Annotated in this window: 15 protein-coding genes and 2 tRNA genes; 15 read left to right on the top strand and 2 right to left on the bottom strand. The window is 63.7% G+C overall.

What is annotated here, in order from left to right; all coding sequences use genetic code 11:
- Positions 1–67: 67 nt before the first annotated feature.
- Complete coding sequence (locus JAO73_RS04140) at positions 68–937, top strand: hypothetical protein (protein ID WP_198975898.1); 870 nt, start codon at positions 68–70, stop codon at positions 935–937.
- Between the two features lie 2 nt (positions 938–939).
- Positions 940–1,857, top strand: coding sequence for a lysophospholipid acyltransferase family protein (locus JAO73_RS04135; protein WP_233168682.1), 918 nt, complete (start codon positions 940–942; stop codon positions 1,855–1,857).
- Between the two features lie 65 nt (positions 1,858–1,922).
- Here the strand turns inward: JAO73_RS04135 and JAO73_RS04130 are convergent, their stop codons facing one another.
- A complete protein-coding gene (locus tag JAO73_RS04130; protein ID WP_190923159.1) occupies positions 1,923–2,555 on the bottom strand; it encodes an L-threonylcarbamoyladenylate synthase in 633 nt (210 codons plus the stop codon).
- 204 nt (positions 2,556–2,759) lie between these two features.
- Here JAO73_RS04130 and mltG point away from each other — a divergent pair, with 204 nt between their 5' ends.
- From mltG to JAO73_RS04065, 13 genes are all read left to right on the top strand, one after another.
- Positions 2,760–3,848, top strand: coding sequence for an endolytic transglycosylase MltG (gene mltG, locus JAO73_RS04125; RefSeq protein WP_190923160.1), 1,089 nt, complete (start codon positions 2,760–2,762; stop codon positions 3,846–3,848).
- A gap of 13 nt (positions 3,849–3,861) precedes the next feature.
- Positions 3,862–4,194, top strand: a complete 333-nt coding sequence (locus JAO73_RS04120; protein WP_198975897.1) for a hypothetical protein — start codon at positions 3,862–3,864, stop codon at positions 4,192–4,194.
- Positions 4,195–4,198: 4 nt separating this feature from the next.
- A complete protein-coding gene (locus JAO73_RS04115) occupies positions 4,199–4,690 on the top strand; it encodes an acyl-CoA thioesterase (RefSeq protein ID WP_198975896.1) in 492 nt (163 codons plus the stop codon).
- An 84-nt stretch (positions 4,691–4,774) separates the two neighbouring features.
- Positions 4,775–5,755, top strand: coding sequence for a YihY/virulence factor BrkB family protein (locus JAO73_RS04110; protein ID WP_198975895.1), 981 nt, complete (start codon positions 4,775–4,777; stop codon positions 5,753–5,755).
- A 113-nt stretch (positions 5,756–5,868) separates the two neighbouring features.
- Positions 5,869–5,955: transfer RNA gene (locus tag JAO73_RS04105), tRNA-Ser, on the top strand.
- A 76-nt stretch (positions 5,956–6,031) separates the two neighbouring features.
- Positions 6,032–6,116: transfer RNA gene (locus JAO73_RS04100), tRNA-Ser, on the top strand.
- Between the two features lie 155 nt (positions 6,117–6,271).
- The gene (locus JAO73_RS04095; protein WP_198975894.1) at positions 6,272–6,526 is read left to right on the top strand and encodes a hypothetical protein; all 255 of its coding nucleotides are present in this window, start codon (positions 6,272–6,274) and stop codon (positions 6,524–6,526) included.
- Between the two features lie 86 nt (positions 6,527–6,612).
- The gene (locus tag JAO73_RS04090) at positions 6,613–7,077 is read left to right on the top strand and encodes a hypothetical protein (RefSeq protein ID WP_198975893.1); all 465 of its coding nucleotides are present in this window, start codon (positions 6,613–6,615) and stop codon (positions 7,075–7,077) included.
- Between the two features lie 17 nt (positions 7,078–7,094).
- Entirely contained in the window at positions 7,095–7,820 is a 726-nt protein-coding gene (locus JAO73_RS04085) for a DUF92 domain-containing protein (RefSeq protein WP_198975892.1), read from the top strand.
- Between the two features lie 71 nt (positions 7,821–7,891).
- Positions 7,892–9,154: a zinc dependent phospholipase C family protein gene (locus JAO73_RS04080; protein WP_198975891.1), complete on the top strand. Its 1,263-nt coding sequence runs from the start codon at positions 7,892–7,894 to the stop codon at positions 9,152–9,154.
- Positions 9,155–9,300: 146 nt separating this feature from the next.
- Positions 9,301–14,712: a choice-of-anchor Z repeating domain-containing protein gene (locus JAO73_RS04075; RefSeq protein WP_198975890.1), complete on the top strand. Its 5,412-nt coding sequence runs from the start codon at positions 9,301–9,303 to the stop codon at positions 14,710–14,712.
- A gap of 89 nt (positions 14,713–14,801) precedes the next feature.
- Positions 14,802–15,263: a hypothetical protein gene (locus tag JAO73_RS04070; protein ID WP_198975889.1), complete on the top strand. Its 462-nt coding sequence runs from the start codon at positions 14,802–14,804 to the stop codon at positions 15,261–15,263.
- Between the two features lie 124 nt (positions 15,264–15,387).
- Positions 15,388–16,266 carry a T9SS type A sorting domain-containing protein gene (locus JAO73_RS04065; RefSeq protein WP_198975888.1) on the top strand — a complete coding sequence of 293 codons (879 nt, stop codon included), beginning with the start codon at positions 15,388–15,390 and terminating at the stop codon, positions 16,264–16,266.
- A gap of 83 nt (positions 16,267–16,349) precedes the next feature.
- On the opposite strand, the gene JAO73_RS04060 is transcribed toward JAO73_RS04065, so the two are convergent.
- The gene (locus JAO73_RS04060) at positions 16,350–17,756 is read right to left on the bottom strand and encodes a TolC family protein (RefSeq protein ID WP_198975887.1); all 1,407 of its coding nucleotides are present in this window, start codon (positions 17,754–17,756) and stop codon (positions 16,350–16,352) included.
- Positions 17,757–17,770: the final 14 nt, after the last annotated feature.

Genomic DNA, 17,770 nt, shown 5'->3' with positions numbered 1-17,770 from the left:
AGGAGGCCTGCACTGCTGCCGCCCGCACCTGCTAATGCGTCCTTTTCCCCCGCCGTACTTTTGCCCTATGCGCTTTCTCCTCACGTTCCTCATTGGCATGGCCGCGCTGGCGGCCCAGGCCGGCCCGCCGCAGCTGCTGCTCGACGTGGCCCGTTTCCGCAACATTGACAAGGTGCAGAAGGGCGCCGAAGTCGAAATCTACGTGACCGTGCCCACGCAGCCGCTGACGTACCGGCAGCGGGCGCCCCGCTCGTTTCAGTCGGCCGCCACCGTCACGCTCGACGTGCTGAAGGCCGACGGCACTTCCGCCTACCACGAGGTGGTGACGCTGAAGCCGCCGGTGCTCAACGACACCACCATCGCCATCAAAAACCCGCAGAGCTTTTTGAAGCGCATCTACCTGCCCGACGGCAAGTACACCCTGCGCGGCACCGTGAAGGACCAGTACCGCAGCGCCAACGGCGAAACCACCGTCGAAAAGCCCTTGGTGCTGGAAGCGCCCGCCGGCCCCTTCCTGAGCGACGTGGTGCTGCTGGCCCGCCCGGCCGCCAAGAGCGGGGGCGACGACAACTTTGCCCGCGGCGGCTACCGCCTCACCCGCGCGCCGGGCGGCACCTACGGCCGCGGCGCCGACAACATCTTCTTCTACACGGAGCTGCACAACGCGCCCCAGGGCCAGCCCTTGCGCGTGCACTACCACCTCACCACGCCCGACGGCTCGGCCGCCGACGCCGACGCCTCGCTCACCCCGCAAACGGGCCGCCCCACCACCATCGCGGGGCAAATGCCGCTGGGGCCGCTGCCCGACGGGCCCTTCACGCTGTTTATTGAGGTGTACGGCGGGCCCGGCAACAAGAAATTGCTGGCCGGCCACCGCGTCATTGGCCAGCGGGCCTCGGCCGAATTTGCGCCCGGGGGCGCAGCAGTGCCCCGCTAAGCATGGCCACCAAAGGCGCGCTTTCCGGCACCGGCCGGCCCTATGCCTGGTACTTCGAGCCGCTGCGCTGGCTGCTGCTGGGCCTGGCGCACCTGCCGCTGGCCGTGCTCTACGGGCTGGCCGAGGGCATTTATTTCCTGCTGGCCTACGTGGTGCGCTACCGCTGGCGCGTGGTGACGGACAACTTGCGCAACTCGTTTCCGGAGCAAAGCCCGGCCGAAATTGAGCGCACCGGCAAGGCGTTCTACCGCCACTTCTCGCAGGTGGTGGTAGAGATTTTGAAGCTGGCCGCCATCTCGCCCGCCGAACTGGCCCAGCGCATGCGCTTCGTGAACCCCGAGCTGATGACGCGCCACTTCGCCGACAAGCGCCTGGTGCTGTCGCTGGGCTCGCACATGGGCAACTGGGAATGGATACTGAGCGGCGCCGCGCTGGCGTTTCCGGGCCGGGCGGCGGGCGTGTACAAGCCGCTCAACAACTTGTTTTTCGAAAGCTTCATGCGGCGCCTGCGCACCCGCCTGGGGGCCGATGCCGTGCCCATGCTCGCCACGCTCCGGTACCTGGTGGCCCACAAAGGCCAGGGGCACACCCTGAGCCTGCTGACCGACCAGGCCGCCGGCCCGGAGGACCGGCCCTATTGGACCACTTTTTTGAACCAGGACACCAGCTTCTATACCAGCGCCGACCGGCTGGCCGTGCAGTTCGACTGCGCGGTCCTCTACGTGGGCATCCGGCGGGTGCGGCGGGGGTATTACGAAGTCACGTTCACGGAGCTGCCCGATGGGAGGGAGGCAGCCAACGCCCCGGCGGGCACCTTTCCGGTCACGGAGGCCTTTGCCCGGCAACTGGAAAAGGACATGCGCGCCTCGCCCGAGCAGTATTTGTGGACGCACCGACGGTGGAAGCACAAGCGCAGCTAGTGAAATAAAAAAGGCCGTTCTGCTAGCAGAACGGCCTTTTTTATTTCACTGGCTGCAAACGGTTTCTACAAGTACTGCTCAATGTCCCCGGCGCCTTCGCGCACGATTTCAAACTCGTCGTTCACGCAGTCGACGATGGTGCTGGGGGTGTTGCCGCCGAAGCCGCCGTCGATGACGAGGTCTACCAGCAGGCGGTACTTCTCGTAAATCAGGTCTGGGTCGGTCACGTATTCTTCCAGGGTTTCTTCGCTTTCGCGCACCGAGGTGCTCACGATGGGGTTGCCGAGCTCCTTCACCAGCTGGCGGATAATCTGGTTGTCGGGCACGCGGATGCCGACGGTTTTGCGCTTCACGCCGCCGAAGCGGGGGGCGTTGGCGCTGGCCTCGAACAGGAAGGTGAACGGGCCGGGCAGGGCTTTCTTGATGACTTTGTAGGTGGCCGTGGTGATGCCGTGGGCGTAGTCGGAGATGTGCGACAGGTCGTAGCAGATGAAGCTCAGGTTGGCCTTGTCGGGGTGAATGCCTTTGATGCGGCACACGCGCTCCACGGCTTTGGCATTGGTTACGTCGCAGCCGATGCCGTACACGGTATCGGTGGGGTAAATAATGACTCCCCCTTTGCGCAGTACCTCAACGGCTTGCTGAATACGGTTTTGCGGCGGATTTTCGGGGTGAATGCGAAGAAGAGTGGCGGGCATGGGGTGTGGTGGGGATTGAAGGCGTGAGGGCCAGCCGCAGCCGGCGATGAACAGCCCCCGGCGGCGGCGCGGGGCCGGCCAAGCCGAAGGGGCGGGCAAGGTACTACGCCCGGCCGGAACGAACCAACTACGCACGGCCCGCGCGTCCGGGTTGCCGGGCTTCGTACTTTTGGCGCCGCTCCCTCGCTTTTCTTCGCCATTCCCATGTCCCAGCCTGCCAAAAAGACGGCCCTCGACTACCGCAACCAAGCCCTCAAGCGCCGCCGGCGCTGGGGCGTCGTCAGCATCGTGTTCACGCTGGCGTTGGTGTGCTTCTCCTACTATTTCTACCAGGTGTTTTTCACCGCCAACATCGAAACCAAGGGCAAGCCCACCTACGTGGTGATACCGCGCGGGGCCGACTGGAAGACGGCCCTGAATGCCGTTGATAAGACCGGGGCCGTGGTCGACAAGCTCTCGCTGCACTTCGTGGCCCGGCTCATGAAATACGACAAGCCCGGCGCCGTGAAGCCCGGCAACTACGAGCTGAAAGACGGCTTCACCAACCGCCAGCTCATCAACGTGCTCAAAAGCGGCTCGCAGTCGCCGGTGAAGCTCACCTTCAACACGGTGCGCCTGCGCAACGAGCTGGTGGCCAAGCTGGCCAGCCAGGTCGACGTGCCCGCCGCCCGCCTCGACTCGCTGCTGCGCGACCCCGCCTACACCAAAAGCCTGGGTTTCGACACCACCACGGTGCTCACCATGTTCATCCCCAACACCTACGACACGTACTGGAACACCTCGGCCAAGCGCCTGATGCAGCGCCTGAAAACCGCCTACGAGCAGTTCTGGACGCCCGAGCGCGACGCCCAGCGCGAAAAGCTCAAGCTGACCCGCGCCCAGGTGAGCACCCTGGCCAGCATCGTGGAAGCCGAGCAGCAGCAGCACGCCGACGAGCGGCCGCGCATTGCCGGCGTGTACCTCAACCGCCTCAAGCGCGGCATGAAGCTGCAAGCCGACCCCACCGTGGTGTACGCCAACCGCGACTTCACCATCAAGCGCGTGCTCAACGTACACCTGCAAAAAGACTCGCCCTACAACACCTATAAGTACGCCGGCCTGCCGCCCGGCCCCATCAACCTGCCCAGCATCGCCAGCATCGACGCGGTGCTGAAGCCGGAAAGCAACAACTACCTGTATTTCTGCGCCAAAGAAGATTTCAGCGGCTACCACGCCTTCGCTACCAACGAGACGGAGCACATTGCCAACGCCCGCCGCTACCAGGCAGCATTAAACAGAGCTGGTATTAAATAACCGGCATGGGTTTATGCAAACACACAAGCTGAGCTACGAAGAATATCAAGAAACATTCGCAGCACCCATGCTGGATGTGTCGCAAACCGCGGAGCCTGTTCTGGATATTTGGCTGTACGTTGAAGCAGTACCAGAATCGGATTTAGAAGGCTTCAGGTTATTGGACGGGATAGTCCGCTATGTCTATCAGAGCCCATCAGGTCAGTACATACATGTATCGGTTTCTACCGATGATGAAAATGCTTTTTTGGTGGTAGTCATCGATTTGTATTTGGTGAAGATAATTGGCCATTACCTGTTGGATTTGGTTACGCTCTACGACCTGAATTCCACCGAAGAAATATAAACCCATGTACATTTCCGATATTCAAATCCGCGTGCGCTACGCCGAAACCGACCAGATGGGCTACGTCTACCACGGCAACTACGCGGCTTACTTTGAAGTAGCCCGCACCGAGGCGTTTCGTAAGCTCGGCATCAGCTACAAGGAGCTGGAGGCTGATGGCGTGGGCATGCCGGTAGGGGAGTTGCGCACCCGCTTTCGCCGCCCCGCGCGCTACGACGACCTGCTCACAGTGCGCCTGCTGCTGCGCCAGCCGCCGGAGGGTACGCGGGTATTGTTTGAATATGAAATTTATAACGAAGCCCAGGAGCTGCTCACCGAAGGCCACACGCTCATGGTGTTTGTGAAAACCACCACCGGCCGGCCCGTGCCCATTCCCGAGAGCATCCAGCAGCAGTTGGCGCCGTATTTTAGCGAAGACGACCTGGAAAGCCCGGTGCTGCCCAAGCCCAGCGCCATTTTGCCCGATGCGCCGGCGCCGGCCGCGTTTCGGAAGTAGAAAAGCTGCGAACCGTTAACCGTTAGCAAAGCGCTTTTCGCAGCTGGTATTGTTAATTGTTCACTGATAACTGTTAACTGTCTCTTGAAAGCCCCCGCCGCTATCCGCCGTGCCCGCTTCCCCGATGTGCGCCGCCAGCGCACCTACCGGCGGGTCATTGTGGGCCTGAAGCGGCTGCGGCTGCCCGGCGGCCAGGCCTCGGTCTACGACATTCTGGACCGCATCCTGCACGAGCTGCGGCTCGACTCGCTGGAAAAGCGCGCCGCCTACATGGCCTTCAACCTCACGGTGGCCCTGTTTCCGACCATCATCTTCCTGTTCACGCTCATTCCGTACATCCCCGTGCCGAACCTGAACGTGGACATCCTCCAGTTCCTGGCTGACTTTATGCCGCGGGAGCTGTACGCCGCTACCGCCTCCACCATCGAGGACATCGTGAACATTCCGCACGGCGGTTTGCTGTCCTTTGGTTTCGGCACGGCGCTGGTGCTCAGCTCCAACGGCATCATGGCGCTGCTCGACGCCTTCGAGAAGAAGTACCCGTGGTTTAAGCACCGCAGCTACTTGCGCAAGCGCATGATTGCCACGGCGCTCACCTTCGTGCTGTCGCTGATATTGGTGCTGGCCATCACCGGCATTTTCTTCGGCACCTACCTGATTGACGGGTTGGTGTTTTATGAAATCGTGCCCGAGCGGTTCACCGATTTGGTGCTCACGCTCATTCGCTACGGCTCGCTGGTGGGCCTGTTTTTGAGCACCACCTGCGTAATTTATTACTTTGTGCCGCCCGTGCACGACAAGTGGCCGCTGCTCTCGGCCGGGGCCGTGGTGGCCACGCTGCTCATCTTTCTGGTGTCGTTCCTGTTCACGCTCTACGTGCGCATCTTCAATTCCTACAACACCTTTTACGGCTCCATCGGGGCGCTGGTGGGCTTTATGGTGTGGCTCGAATTTGTGTGCATGACGCTCATCATCGGCTTTGAGGTGAACGTGAGCATGGACGCCATCACCGGCCGGCGCCGGCAGATGATGCGCGAGCAGCTAAGAATGCGGAACGCAGAATGAGGAATTGATACTGAACGGGATAGAAAAAAGTGTGAAATTTTTTCTTCGCTCCTCGTTTTTCATTCCGCATTCCTTTCTACTTTTGCACTCCCCAATCACTCGGGGGCCTGCATAGAGAGGTGGCAGAGTGGTCGAATGCGACGGTTTCGAAAACCGTTATACCGGCAACGGTATCGGGGGTTCGAATCCCCCCTTCTCTACTAAAAGGCTTTTTCTGCGCTGGAAAAAGCCTTTTTTGTTGCTCACGCATACCACAGCGCGCTACACAATTGACCCAGAGAGCTGGCAGAGTGGTCGATTGCGGCGGTCTTGAAAACCGTTGAGGGTTAAACCTCCGGGGGTTCGAATCCCTCGCTCTCTACGTAACAAAAACCCCGTTTCCAGTCCGGAGACGGGGTTTTTGTTTTATCATTCAACCGGGCAGGCGCCGGCGGCGTGGGCGGTGGCCCACGTGCCGGGCGGTGCAAGTATATCGATGACATTCTATCTTTGGCCACACTTCATTATTTGCTGCATATGGCCTTAAACTTTGATGAATTCCAGAAAGTCGTGGAATCGGCGCAACAAGCCGACGCGGTAAAGACCGACCTGAAGCGCGCCCTGCGCAAGGTGACCGCCGCCCTGGGCGCCCTGCAGGCGTCGCTGGGTGAGATGGAAGCCGTACTGGCCGACGGCTACGTGTCGACGCCGCGCACCCGCAAGCCCCGGACGCCCAAAGCCCCCAGCGAAGGCGGCGCCAAAAAGCCCGGCCGGCCGAAGAAAAACGCCTAAGCATCGGCTACTTCGTTGAAAAGAGGCGCTTCTTGCAGAAGAAGCGCCTCTTTTTGTTGATTCACCGTTTTAATTGTTTTGCCCACATGAGTAACGACCTTTCTGCCTTCGACAAAGCCCGGACGGGGCTGTGGACCAGCCTGCAAAAGCACCTGGCCACCGTGTACGAGGCCGAAGCCGCTTTTGCCGGGGCCGTGGCCTTTGCCGCCGGGACGTTTCCGTTTGCTGCCTCGGCGGCCACGGCCGAAGAGCTGGACGTGTACGGGCAGCGTCGGCGGGCCCTGCGCGACCTGTTCACCGACGAAACCACCCAACTCGATACCCTGACGAAGGCCATACGGCAGAAGGGCTACGCCGAAGAGGAGAAAAAGCAGTTGTACCTGCTGCTGCTCGGCTACATGGACATTGCGGCTACGGTGTTTGCGCGCCTGCATACCGAAGTGCCCACTTCTTTGCCCAGCGACGAGGAACTAGCCGAAACCACGGCGCGGTTTGCACGGGTGCAAAAATTTGCGCGGCTAAATGTGAAAGGGCTGCCGGGCCTGCTATAAGCGGCTGCGCTGTATACATGACGCAGGCGTGGCAACTGGCCCTGGTGGCACTTTTTTTTGCGTTGGGCATGGGCTACGCGGCCCGGGCCGGCAAGCTGACGGCCGCGGGCGTGTGGCTGGGCGGGGCCGTGGGCCTGGCCATCTACTGGGGAGCAGGCTTTGTAGGGCTGGGGCTGCTGGGGCTTTTTTTCGGGCTGGGCACGGCGGGTTCGAGCTGGCGCGTGGCCGATAAGCGCCGCCTGGGCTTGGCCGAGGCCAACAAAGGCCGCCGCACGGCCGGGCAGGTGCTGGCCAACGGCGGGGTGGCGGCCGGGCTGGGCCTGCTAAGCGGCGCGTTTCCGGCCTTCGCGCCGCTGGGCCAGCTGATGCTGGCCGGCAGCTTCGCGGCCGCCACCGCCGATACGCTGTCGTCCGAGCTGGGCAATGTGTATGGGCGGCGGTATTACAACATTCTCACGTTTCGACCCGACGCACGGGGCGAAAATGGGGTGGTGAGCCTTGAAGGCACGCTGCTGGGCCTGGCGGGCAGCGCGGTGATTGCCGGAGCGTATTGCTTCGGCTGTGGCTGGGGGCCGTGGTTTGGCTGGCTGCTGGTGGCCGGCACGGCTGGCAACCTGGCCGACTCGGTGCTGGGGGCCACGCTGGAGCGCCGGGGGCTGCTGACCAACAACGCGGTGAACTTGCTCAACACGCTGGTGGGGGCGCTGGTGGCGGCCGGGCTATGGTGGCTGGCAAGGGCCTGAGCAGCGCTGCTGACAACGGCGCGGGCCCGTTTGTCGTTGCAGGCACCTAACGTTGTGCTTTGCCTTTGTCCATGCCTCGCTTTACTCTTTTGCTGCTAGCCCTGGGGCTGGCTTTCTCTGCGCGCCCCGCGGCCGCCTACGCCGTGCTCACCCACGAGGCCAACATTGATTCGACCTGGGAGCGATGCCTGGTGCCGGCCATTCTGAAGCGTTACCCGACTTCCACCCCGGAGCAATTGATTGATGCCAAGGCCTATGCCTATGGTGGGGCCATTATCCAGGACATGGGCTACTACCCGTTCGGCTCGGCCCTGTTCACCAACCTGACGCACTACGTGCGCTCGGGCGACTTCGTGCGCAACCTGCTGCTGGAAGCCGAGGACCGCAACGACTACGCCTTTGCCTTGGGGGCGCTGGCCCACTACGCGGCCGACCGCAACGGCCATTCCGAAGGCACCAACCGCGCCGTGCCCCTGGTGTACCCCGACCTGAAAGCCAAGTACGGCGACGTGGTGACCTATGAGCAAGGCAAGGTGCAGCACGGGCAGCTGGAGTTCTCCTTTGACGTGGTGCAGCTGGCCAGCGGCAAGTACCACAGCCAGGATTACCACCAAAAAATTGGTTTTCAAGTGAGTAAATCGGCGCTGGAGCGTGCCTTTGTGAAAACCTACGGCCTGGAGCTGGGCCAGGTCATCGTGAACGTGGACCTGAGCATTGCCAGCTTTCGCTTTGCCGTAAGCCAGCTCATTCCGCAGGCGGCGCGGGCCGCGTGGCACTACAAGCGCAAAGACATTCTGAAGCTGAGCCCCGGCGCCCGGCGGCGCGACTACATGCAGCGCAACCACCCCAAGGCCTTCCGCAAAGAGTACGGCAACGACTACCAGCGGCCGGGCTTTGGGGCGCGCATTATTTCCTATTTCATTCGTGTGCTGCCCAAAATCGGGCCGCTCAAGCCGTTCGCTTTCAAGCTGCCCACGCCGGAGGCCGAGAAGATATTCCGTGGCAGCTTCCGCTCGGTGATGGCGAAGTATTGCTCCGACGTTGCCCGCCAGCCCGCCGACACGGCCGCCGCGCCCCTCACGTTGACCAACATCGACTTCGATACCGGCCACCCCACCCACGCCGGCGAATACGGCCTGGCCGACGAAACCTACGGCGAATGGGTGCGCAAGCTGGCCAACAAGAAGTTTGAGAACTTGAACCCGGTGGCCCGTCAAAACATCTTGGCATTCTACGGCACTGCGCCCAAAAAGCCGCTGTCGGAAGAAGAGAAAGAGGCCAGCAAGCAGAAGCAAACGCAGGAAGCGTTGGAGCAGCTGCGGGCCCTGAGGTAAAGGAATCGTTACCGGCCTGGGCGATACGTCTAATATATCCTACTTTAGATGCAAGTTTGGCGTGCGCCGGGCGGGCGGAGCCGGACATCAGAGACAGGCTTCATGGTTTTTGTGCATACTCTATTTCTCACTTTCATCTTCTTCATATGAGCAAACTCCTTACGTATCATCGGCCGGCTCGCTGGCTGAAACTGTTGTATGCGTTGGCCTTGCTGCTGCCCCTGACGGGGCGGGCCCAGGTCGTCATCAGCCAAGTGTACGGGGCGGGCGGTAATGCGAGCGCCACGTATAATTCCGACTACGTCGAGTTGTTCAACCGCGGCACGGGCGCGCAGTCGCTAAGTGGCTGGTCGTTACAATATGCTTCGAGCACAGGTACTTTCAACTCGATTGTAACCTTTGGGTCAACCGTGAGCATTGCTTCGGGCAAGTACCTGTTGGTGCGCGTGGGCGCCGCCAGTGCCACGGTGGGCGCGGCCATCACGTCGGACGTGACAGGCGCCAGCGGCCTGAACCTGAGCGCAACGGCGGGCAAAATTGCGCTGGCCAACAGCGCCACCACCGTAACCTACGCCGCCGGAGCCCCCACCGGCACCAACGTGGTGGATTTCTTGGGCTATGGCACGGCGGCCAATGCGTCGGAAACCAGCCCGTTTCCCGCCACCAGCATCACCAACCAGCAGGCCATTTTCCGGGCGGCCGGCGGCTGCACCGATACCAACAACAACAGCGCGGATTTCGCGCTGGCCGCGGCAGCGCCCCGCAACTCGGCCACCACGGCCAACCCGTGCCCCACCCCGGCCGAAATCAACGTGACCGACGGCGCCGTTACCTACCTCACGGCCAGCACCTACAGCGGCTTTTCCACCACTACCATTGGCAGCGCCGACACCAAAACATTTACCATTGAAAATACCGGCGGCACGGCTCTGACCGTGAGCAGCATCGCGGCTACCGGCGATTTTTCGGTGAGTGGTGCTCCCACTACCGTAGCGGCGGGCAGCTCGGCCACGTTCAGCGTCAGCTTTGCGCCCACGGCCGCCGGCACGCGCACCGGCACGCTCACCATCACCAACAGCGACGCTGATGAGGGTAGCTACGTCATCAACCTGAGCGGGCAAGGGCAGAACTCCACGGCCAACCCCGAAATCAACCTGCAGCAGGGAGGCATTACTTTCCTCACGGGCAGCACCTACAGCGGCTTTGCCAATACGGCTACGGGCGCGTCCAGCGCCGCGGTGACCTTCACCATTCAGAACCTGAGCACCACCGATGCCCTGAGCATCAGCAGCATCACTGCCACGGGTGACTTCTCGGTGTCGGGCCTTGCCACGCCGGCCACCGTGCCCGCCAATGGCTCCGTGACGGTGAGCGTGGTGTTTGCGCCCACGTCGGCGGGCACCCGCACGGGCTCGCTCGTGCTGACGAGCAACGACCAGGACGAAAGCACTTACTCCCTTGCCCTGCAAGGAGAGGGGCTGAACCCCACGCCGGCCATCAGCAGCCTGGCGCCGTCGTCGGCCACGGCCGGCGATGGCGCCTTTACGCTCACGGTGAACGGCAGCGGCTTTGTGAGCGGCGCGGTGGTGAGCTTTAACGGCGTTGACCGGGCCACCACGTTTGTGTCGGGCACGCAGCTCACGGCCGCCATCCTGGCCAGCGACGTGGCCACCGACGGCACGTACAACGTGGTGGTGACCAACCCCACGCCGGGCGGCGGGGCCTCGGCCGCGGCCGCCTTCACGGTGAACCCGCTGCCGGCGCCCACGCTTACGGGCATCAATCCTACTTCCATTGTGGCCGGACAGGCCACCACGGTCACCTTCACGGGTACCAATTTCGTGAGCGGCGCCACGGTGAGCTTCAACGGCGCTACGCTGGCCACCACGTTTGTGAGCAGCACCACGCTCACGGCCAGCATCACGCCGCCGGCGCAGTCGGCCACGGCCACTTATCCGGTAGCCGTCACCACGCCCAGCGGCATCAGCGGCACCCGCACGCTCACGGCCACCGGCGTCTTTACGCTAGTGCCCATCAGCCTGGCGGCGGTGAATGCGCCCGTGACGGAGGATTTTAACACCCTGGCGGCCACCGGTACCGCGGCCAAAACCACCCTGCCCACGGGCTTCGACTTTTTTGAAGCCGGCGGCGACGCCAACTACACGGCCGGCACGGGCTCGTCCAATAGCGGCGATACTTACAGCTTCGGCAGCACCGCCGTGCCCACCGACCGGGCCCTGGGCTCGGTGCTCAGCGGTTCGGTGACTTCGCGCTTCGGCGCCCAATACGTCAACAACACCGGCCAAACCATTACGAGCCTGGGCATCAGCTACACCGGTGAGGAATGGCGCCTGGGCACGGCCGGCCGCGCCGACCAGCTCGATTTTCAGTACAGCACCACGGCCACGGGCGTAAACGCCGGCACGTACGCCGATTTCAATGCGCTCGACTTTGTGACGCCGAGCACGGCCACCACCGGCGCCAAAGACGGCAACGCAGCCGCCAACCGCACGGCCGTTTCGGGCCTGATTACGGGCCTGTCCATTGCGCCCGGCGCCACCTTTTTCATTCGGTGGCTGGACGCTGATGCTTCCGGCGCCGATGACGGCCTGGCCGTGGACGACCTCTCGGTGACGGCCAACCCCGTGCTGGTGGCCTGCAGCGCCCCCGGCACGCCCACCTTTACCAACATCACCCAAACCACGGCCGACGTAACGGTGACCCCCGGCCCGAACGGCTCGGGTCCCTACACCGTGACGGCCACGCCCACGGCGGGCGGGGCCTCCATCACGGCGTCGGGCGCCTCGCCCGTGACCCTCACGGGCCTCACGGCCGGCAGCAGCTACTCCGTGACGGCTACCTCGACCTGCAACGCGGGCTTCAGCAGCCCCAGCACCACGTCGGCGGCGGCCACGCTCAGCACCGCGGCCGCGCCCACGGCCACCTTAGCCGTGACGCAAAACGGCACGGCCTACCCCAGCAATGGCGCGGCGTATGCCTTCGGCAACCAGACATTGGCCACCACCAGCGCACCGGTGGTGTTCACGCTGACCAACGGCGGCACCGGAGCCCTCACCATCAGCAGCATTGCCACCACCGGCAATTTTGCGGTGAGCGGCGTGGCGCCCACTACCGTAGCGGCCGGCGGCACGGCTACCGTGAGCGTGACCTTCACGCCCACGGCGCTGGGCCCGCGCACGGGCACCTTGGTTATCACTTCGGATGCCAGCACCGGCGCTACCTACACCGTAAACCTGACGGGCAACGGCACGGCGGTGCCGACGCCGGAAATCGACGTGCAGCAGGCCAGCACCAGCTACGCTAGTGGCAGCACCTTCAGCGGCTTTCCCAGCACCACAGTGGGCAGCTTCAGCCCCGTGGCCTTCACGGTCCTGAACACCGGGTCGGCTGCTCTGACGATTAGCAGCGTGGTGCCATCGGGCGACTTTTCCGTTGCGGCGAGTGGTCCGGCGCCCTATGTTATTCCGGTGGGCGGCTCGCTGGCGCTTAGTTTCGTCTTCGGGCCCACGGCGCCCGGCACGCGCACCGGCTCTGTGACCCTCGTCAACGACGACGCCGACGAAGCCACCTACGTCATCAACCTGAGCGGCAACGCCACGGCCGCCACGCTGCCCGACCTGACGGTGACCACCGGCACGCCTACTTCGCCCACGCCTATTGCGGGCAATTACAACAACGTCACCATTGCGGCTGGTGGCAACGCCATTGTGGCCGGCCCGCTCTCCGTGGCTGGCACCCTCACGGTGCAGCCCAGCGGCTTGCTCATTCAGAACTGCCAGCCCATTACCGGGACGGGCAACTTTGCGCTGCAGGCCGGCGGCGGGCTGGCCATCTGCGACGCGGCCGGCATTTACACGACGGGGGCTTTGGGCGCTATTCGCGTGTCGGGCACCCGCACCTATAGCCCGGCAGCGGCCTACATCTACAACGGCACAGTGGCCCAGGTGACGGGCCCCGGCCTACCCGCGCAGGTGTCGGCCCTCGGCGTGACCAATGCCGCTGGCCTGAGCCTGAGCCAGGCCGTGGCCGTGGCTCAGCAAGTGACGCTGCAAGTGGGCAATCTGAACACCAGCGGCCAAGCGTTTACGCTGCTCTCCTCGGCGGCCGGCACGGCCGTGCTCGACAACGGCAGCCAGGGCAGCGTGGTGAACGGCCCGGCCACGGTGCAGCGCTACATCAACAGCACCAACGCCATTGGCTACCGCCACTATTCGGCGCCGGTGAGCAACACCACCGTGAACGACCTGGCCACGACCGGCTTCTCGCCCATTTTCACCACCGCCTACAACACCTCGTCCACGCCGGGCACCGTGACGCCTTTCCCCAACGTGTTTGGCTACGATGAGGGCCGCGTGGGCACCGTCACGTCCAACTACGTCGGGTTTGATAAGGGGTGGTTTGTGCCCGCATCCGGCGTGGCCATGACGCCGAACCGCGGCTACACCGTGAACGCGCCCAACACGGCCTTGGTCGACTTCGTGGGCACCCTCAACAACGGTGCGCAGACCGTGGGCGGCCTGGCCTACACCAGCGCCGACGGCGGCTGGCAGTTCCTCGGCAACCCGTACCCGGCGCCGCTGGACTGGAGCACCGTGACGGCGGCCCAACGCCCCGGCATGGACGCCGCCGTGTACGTATTCCAGAGCAGCGGCCAGTACGGCGGCAGCTACCGTAGCTACGCCAACGGCCTGGGCGGCTCCCCGCTCATCCCCACGGCGTCGGGCTATTTCGTGCGGGTGGCGGCCCAGGGCAGCGCTGGCGCCGTGAACCTGAACAACGCCAACCGCGTCACCACGTTTGCCGCCCAGCCGGCGTTTGGCCGCGGCACCGTGGACGTGCGCCCGCAGGTGCACCTGCAGCTGAGCGGCGCCGGCACCGGCCTCGACGAAGCCTTTGTGTACTTTGAAGCCGGCGCCACCGCCGGGCGCGACGCGGATTTCGATGCCACCAAGCTGGCCAACCCCAGCGGCCTCAACCTGGCTTCGGTAGCCAATGGCCAGGAAATGGCCATCAACGGGTTGCCGTTATTGGGTAGTGCTGCCGTAGTTGTGCCCCTGGCGGTGCAGGTGCCCCAAGCCGGTAGCTACCGCTTCGAGGCCGCCAACGTGGCCAACTTCACCGGTGCTGTGACGCTGGTGGATGCCCTCACCGGCACGCGCACGGCCCTGAACACGGGCAGCAACTACGCCTTCACGTTGGCCGCTACCACGGCTCCGGGCCGCTTCTCGCTGGAGTTCCGCACGGCCGGGGTGCTGGCCGCCACGCCCGCGCAGGCCTTGGCCGCCCAAACGCAGCTGTTCCCGAACCCGGCCTCGACTTCGTTCCGCCTGCAGCTGCCGGTGCTGAGCAGCAAGGCCGCCGTGTCGGCCACGCTGGTGAATGCGCTGGGCCAGACCGTGCTGAGCAAGCTGCTGAGCGCCCCGTCCGGCCAAGGCATCAGTGAGGAGTTTGATGTGCGCGGCTTGGCCGCGGGCGTCTACACGCTGCGCCTGAGCATCGACGGCACGCCCGTGGTGCGCAAGGTGGTGGTGGAGTAATCCGCTCGTTTACAAACCGGCAAAAAGGCCGGTCCCGCCGCGGGGCCGGCCTTTTTCTGTTTATTTAGGCAATGAACTACTCGCCTGCTATGAAAAAACAACTTACTGCCTGGCTGTGCGCGTTGCTGGGAGCGGCGTTGATGGCTTCAGCGCCCGTCGGTGCTGCGCGCCAGGGGCCGGCGCCGAGCAGCATCGAGTTGCTGGTCCTCAACCAACCGCCGTGCACGGTGCCCACCTCGCAGTCGGTGTTCAAAGCCAAGGTGGTGTATACCATTGCCGGGCCGGAGCAGTCGGAGCACGGCTTTGCGGTGTCCATCAAATTTCAAAGCACCGACCCGCGCATGACGTTTTCCAGCGGCCAGCAGGGCGTCATTTCGGTATCGAGCCGCCACGATACGCTAACGGTGGAATACCCGCTGGCCCGCATCTGGGCCAACCCGCGCCTGAAGCGGCCGCTTACATGCTACTTCTACCTGCATCGCAACACGGCGCCGGGCCGCAGCACGGTCATCGCCCAAACGCCGCCCATCGTGTTCCGGGAGTGCCTGTAAATCCCGGATTGGTGGAAGGTGCGGAGGTCGGGCCGGCAAAAAAACAGGACCGGAGTTAAACCCGGCGGCGAGCCCTGCGTCTATGGAGTATTCGTTGAAATCCCAGCACTTAAGCCGAAGTCCTATGAAAAGAAACTCACTCGCAGTATGGGGCCTGTCGTTATTTGTCACGCTGGCTACGGGCCTAACGAGCCTGGCCCAGCCCCAGCATCGGCCCGGCGGAGGCCCCGGCCGCGCCGAAGTGCAAGCCTATATGGCGGCCAACGTGCAGCCCGTGCTACGCCAGCAGCGCCAGAAACTGGAACCCCAGCTTGCCGCCGAAGACCGGGCCCAGCTGGCTACGTATCGCACCCAGCTCCGGGCGCTGCAGGCCCAGGGCCAGGCCCTGCGCCAGAGCTTGCACCCCGCCGGCGCTGCTTCCGGCCAGCGCCCCGAGCCAACCGACGCCCAGCGCCAGCAGCTGCACCAGCTGCACCGCGACATGCGCGACATCATGCTAAAAGTGTCCGAAATGGCGCAAAAGTATGACGCCGCCCTGACGAAGCTGGCCGCAGAAATGCAGCCGCAGCGCGAAAAGTGGAACACCGATATTCACGCCATCGTCCTCAAAAACGCCACGCCCGAGCAGCAAGCACACCTGGCCCGCTTCGAGGGGCGCGGTCATGGCGGTCAGCCGCGGTTTTTCCGGGCTGCCAAATTCCTGCTGATGGACGCTAGCGCCCCGGCCGCCGCCGCCGAGCCCACGCTGGGAGCCACCAGCTTCTACCCCAATCCGGCCGCGGCCACCACCCAAATGGAGTACGAGGTGAAGAAAGCCGGCCCCGTGTCGGTCGATTTGCTCGATGCCACCGGCACCAAGCTGCGCACGCTCTTCACCGAAAGCCAGGTCGAGAAAGGCGCCCACGCCCAACAGCTGGATTTGCACGACCTGCCCGCCGGCACCTACTTCTACAAAATCACCACCAAATCGGGCAGCGAAACCAAGCGATTTGTGAAAGAGTAACACGCCAGACCAGCGCTGACCTTGCGCACAAAAAAGCCCCGCCTATATAAGCGGGGCTTTTTTGTGCACTGCAGCAGGCGTTATTACTGCGCCTGCACCAGGTCGCCGCTCAGGCGGCGCAGCTGAATTTCGGCTTGTTTGGCCGAATAGCGGATATCGAGCAAGCGGGTTTCGGCGTCGAGCTGGGTGCGTTGGGCTTCGCGCAGGGCCAGCGGCGTGAGCAGGCCCAGGCGGTAGCGCTCCAGCGCAATGTCCACGTTCTGGCGGGCCAGCTGAATGTTGGCTTCTTCGAGGTCGAGCAGCTGCAGGAAGTTCTGGTACTGGGCGAAAGCCGTGGCGGCGTCGGCGTCGAGCTGCAGGCTCACTTGGTCGAGGCTGATTTTGCTTTGCTCTTCGACCACGCGGGCGTTTTGCTCCTGGCGACGCAAGTTGAAGCCGTCGAAAATGGGCACCGAAGCGGTGATGCCGTAATTCAGGCCCTGCACCTGGTTCACGCTGGACGTGAGCACCGTGCCCGCAAAGGCGGCGTTGTTGATGTTGCGCGTGAGGCCGTAGCCCGACACCAGCCCGATGCGCGGAAAGCGGGCCGAGCGGGCCAGCCGGCGGTCGTAGGTGGCCACTTCGGTGCCGAGACGGGCCTGCGCCAGCCGCGGGTTGCGCGTCTTGATGCCTTCGGTGATGGCGGCTTCGTTGAGGTCGCGCGTCACGGTCAGGCTGTCGCTGGGGGCAAAATCGGTGCGGGTGTTGCGGCCCAGCAGGTTGTTTAGCCGGATTTTGGCGGCCGAAAGGGCCTGCTGCTGTTGCAGAAACAAGCTGCGGTCGGCGTTGTAGTCCACGCGGGCGGTCAGCACTTCTACTTTGGCGGCCACGCCCACGTCTACCTGCGCCTGTGTCAAGTCGATGCGCGCCTGGCCAATCTTGAGGGCGGCTTCCAGGGAGGTGATTTTGCCGGCCTGGCGCACCACGTCGTAGTAGGCGTTGGTCACGGTCTCCACGGTTTCCTCCACCGTGGCGCGTGTGATTTGCTGCTGCTGCTGGCGCAGGGTTTTCAGCCGGTCGTAGGCGATGAACATGCCAAAGCCGTCGAACACCGTCCAGCCCAGCGTCACGTTGGTGTTGAAGGCGTTAGACGTAGCCCCGTTCACGATGCGTGGGTCGTTTTCGCCAAATTTCTGGTTGATGTTGTTGTTGTTGAACGTACGGGTCAGGTTGCCGGTCAGGCTGGGCAGCTGCCCGGCGTTGCCGCGCGTCACATTGTTCTGGGCAATGGCCTCGTCCTGCCGCGCCAGCAAAATGCCGAAGTTGTGCTGCAGCGCCTCGGCCACGGCCTGTTGCAGCGACAGCGGCGGGGCATCGGCCACGCTGGCGGGCTTGGTGAGCTGCCGCGACCGCGACGTGGGCACACCGCCTTTCGGCACGCTGCTTTTAGGCACCTGCGCGTGGCCGAGCAGCGGAGCAACCACTAGAAAGAAAAGAGGTAATCGTTTCATGGAGAGATTTCAGA

The sequence above is a fragment of the Hymenobacter miniatus genome (genome assembly GCF_016427455.1).
Taxonomy (GTDB): domain Bacteria; phylum Bacteroidota; class Bacteroidia; order Cytophagales; family Hymenobacteraceae; genus Hymenobacter; species Hymenobacter armeniacus.
This window is presented reverse-complemented; position numbering and strand designations above follow the sequence as displayed.

What these genes read in the sequence shown, in the direction of transcription:
- JAO73_RS04140 (WP_198975898.1), top strand. Translation starts at nt 68, where the DNA reads ATGCGCTTTCTCCTCACGTTCCTCATTGGCATGGCCGCGCTGGCGGCC.
- JAO73_RS04135 (WP_233168682.1), top strand. Translation starts at nt 940, where the DNA reads ATGGCCACCAAAGGCGCGCTTTCCGGCACCGGCCGGCCCTATGCCTGG.
- JAO73_RS04130 (WP_190923159.1), bottom strand. Translation starts at nt 2,555, where the DNA reads ATGCCCGCCACTCTTCTTCGCATTCACCCCGAAAATCCGCCGCAAAAC.
- mltG (WP_190923160.1), top strand. Translation starts at nt 2,760, where the DNA reads ATGTCCCAGCCTGCCAAAAAGACGGCCCTCGACTACCGCAACCAAGCC.
- JAO73_RS04120 (WP_198975897.1), top strand. Translation starts at nt 3,862, where the DNA reads ATGCAAACACACAAGCTGAGCTACGAAGAATATCAAGAAACATTCGCA.
- JAO73_RS04115 (WP_198975896.1), top strand. Translation starts at nt 4,199, where the DNA reads ATGTACATTTCCGATATTCAAATCCGCGTGCGCTACGCCGAAACCGAC.
- JAO73_RS04095 (WP_198975894.1), top strand. Translation starts at nt 6,272, where the DNA reads ATGGCCTTAAACTTTGATGAATTCCAGAAAGTCGTGGAATCGGCGCAA.
- JAO73_RS04090 (WP_198975893.1), top strand. Translation starts at nt 6,613, where the DNA reads ATGAGTAACGACCTTTCTGCCTTCGACAAAGCCCGGACGGGGCTGTGG.
- JAO73_RS04085 (WP_198975892.1), top strand. Translation starts at nt 7,095, where the DNA reads ATGACGCAGGCGTGGCAACTGGCCCTGGTGGCACTTTTTTTTGCGTTG.
- JAO73_RS04080 (WP_198975891.1), top strand. Translation starts at nt 7,892, where the DNA reads ATGCCTCGCTTTACTCTTTTGCTGCTAGCCCTGGGGCTGGCTTTCTCT.
- JAO73_RS04075 (WP_198975890.1), top strand. Translation starts at nt 9,301, where the DNA reads ATGAGCAAACTCCTTACGTATCATCGGCCGGCTCGCTGGCTGAAACTG.
- JAO73_RS04070 (WP_198975889.1), top strand. Translation starts at nt 14,802, where the DNA reads ATGAAAAAACAACTTACTGCCTGGCTGTGCGCGTTGCTGGGAGCGGCG.
- JAO73_RS04065 (WP_198975888.1), top strand. Translation starts at nt 15,388, where the DNA reads ATGAAAAGAAACTCACTCGCAGTATGGGGCCTGTCGTTATTTGTCACG.
- JAO73_RS04060 (WP_198975887.1), bottom strand. Translation starts at nt 17,756, where the DNA reads ATGAAACGATTACCTCTTTTCTTTCTAGTGGTTGCTCCGCTGCTCGGC.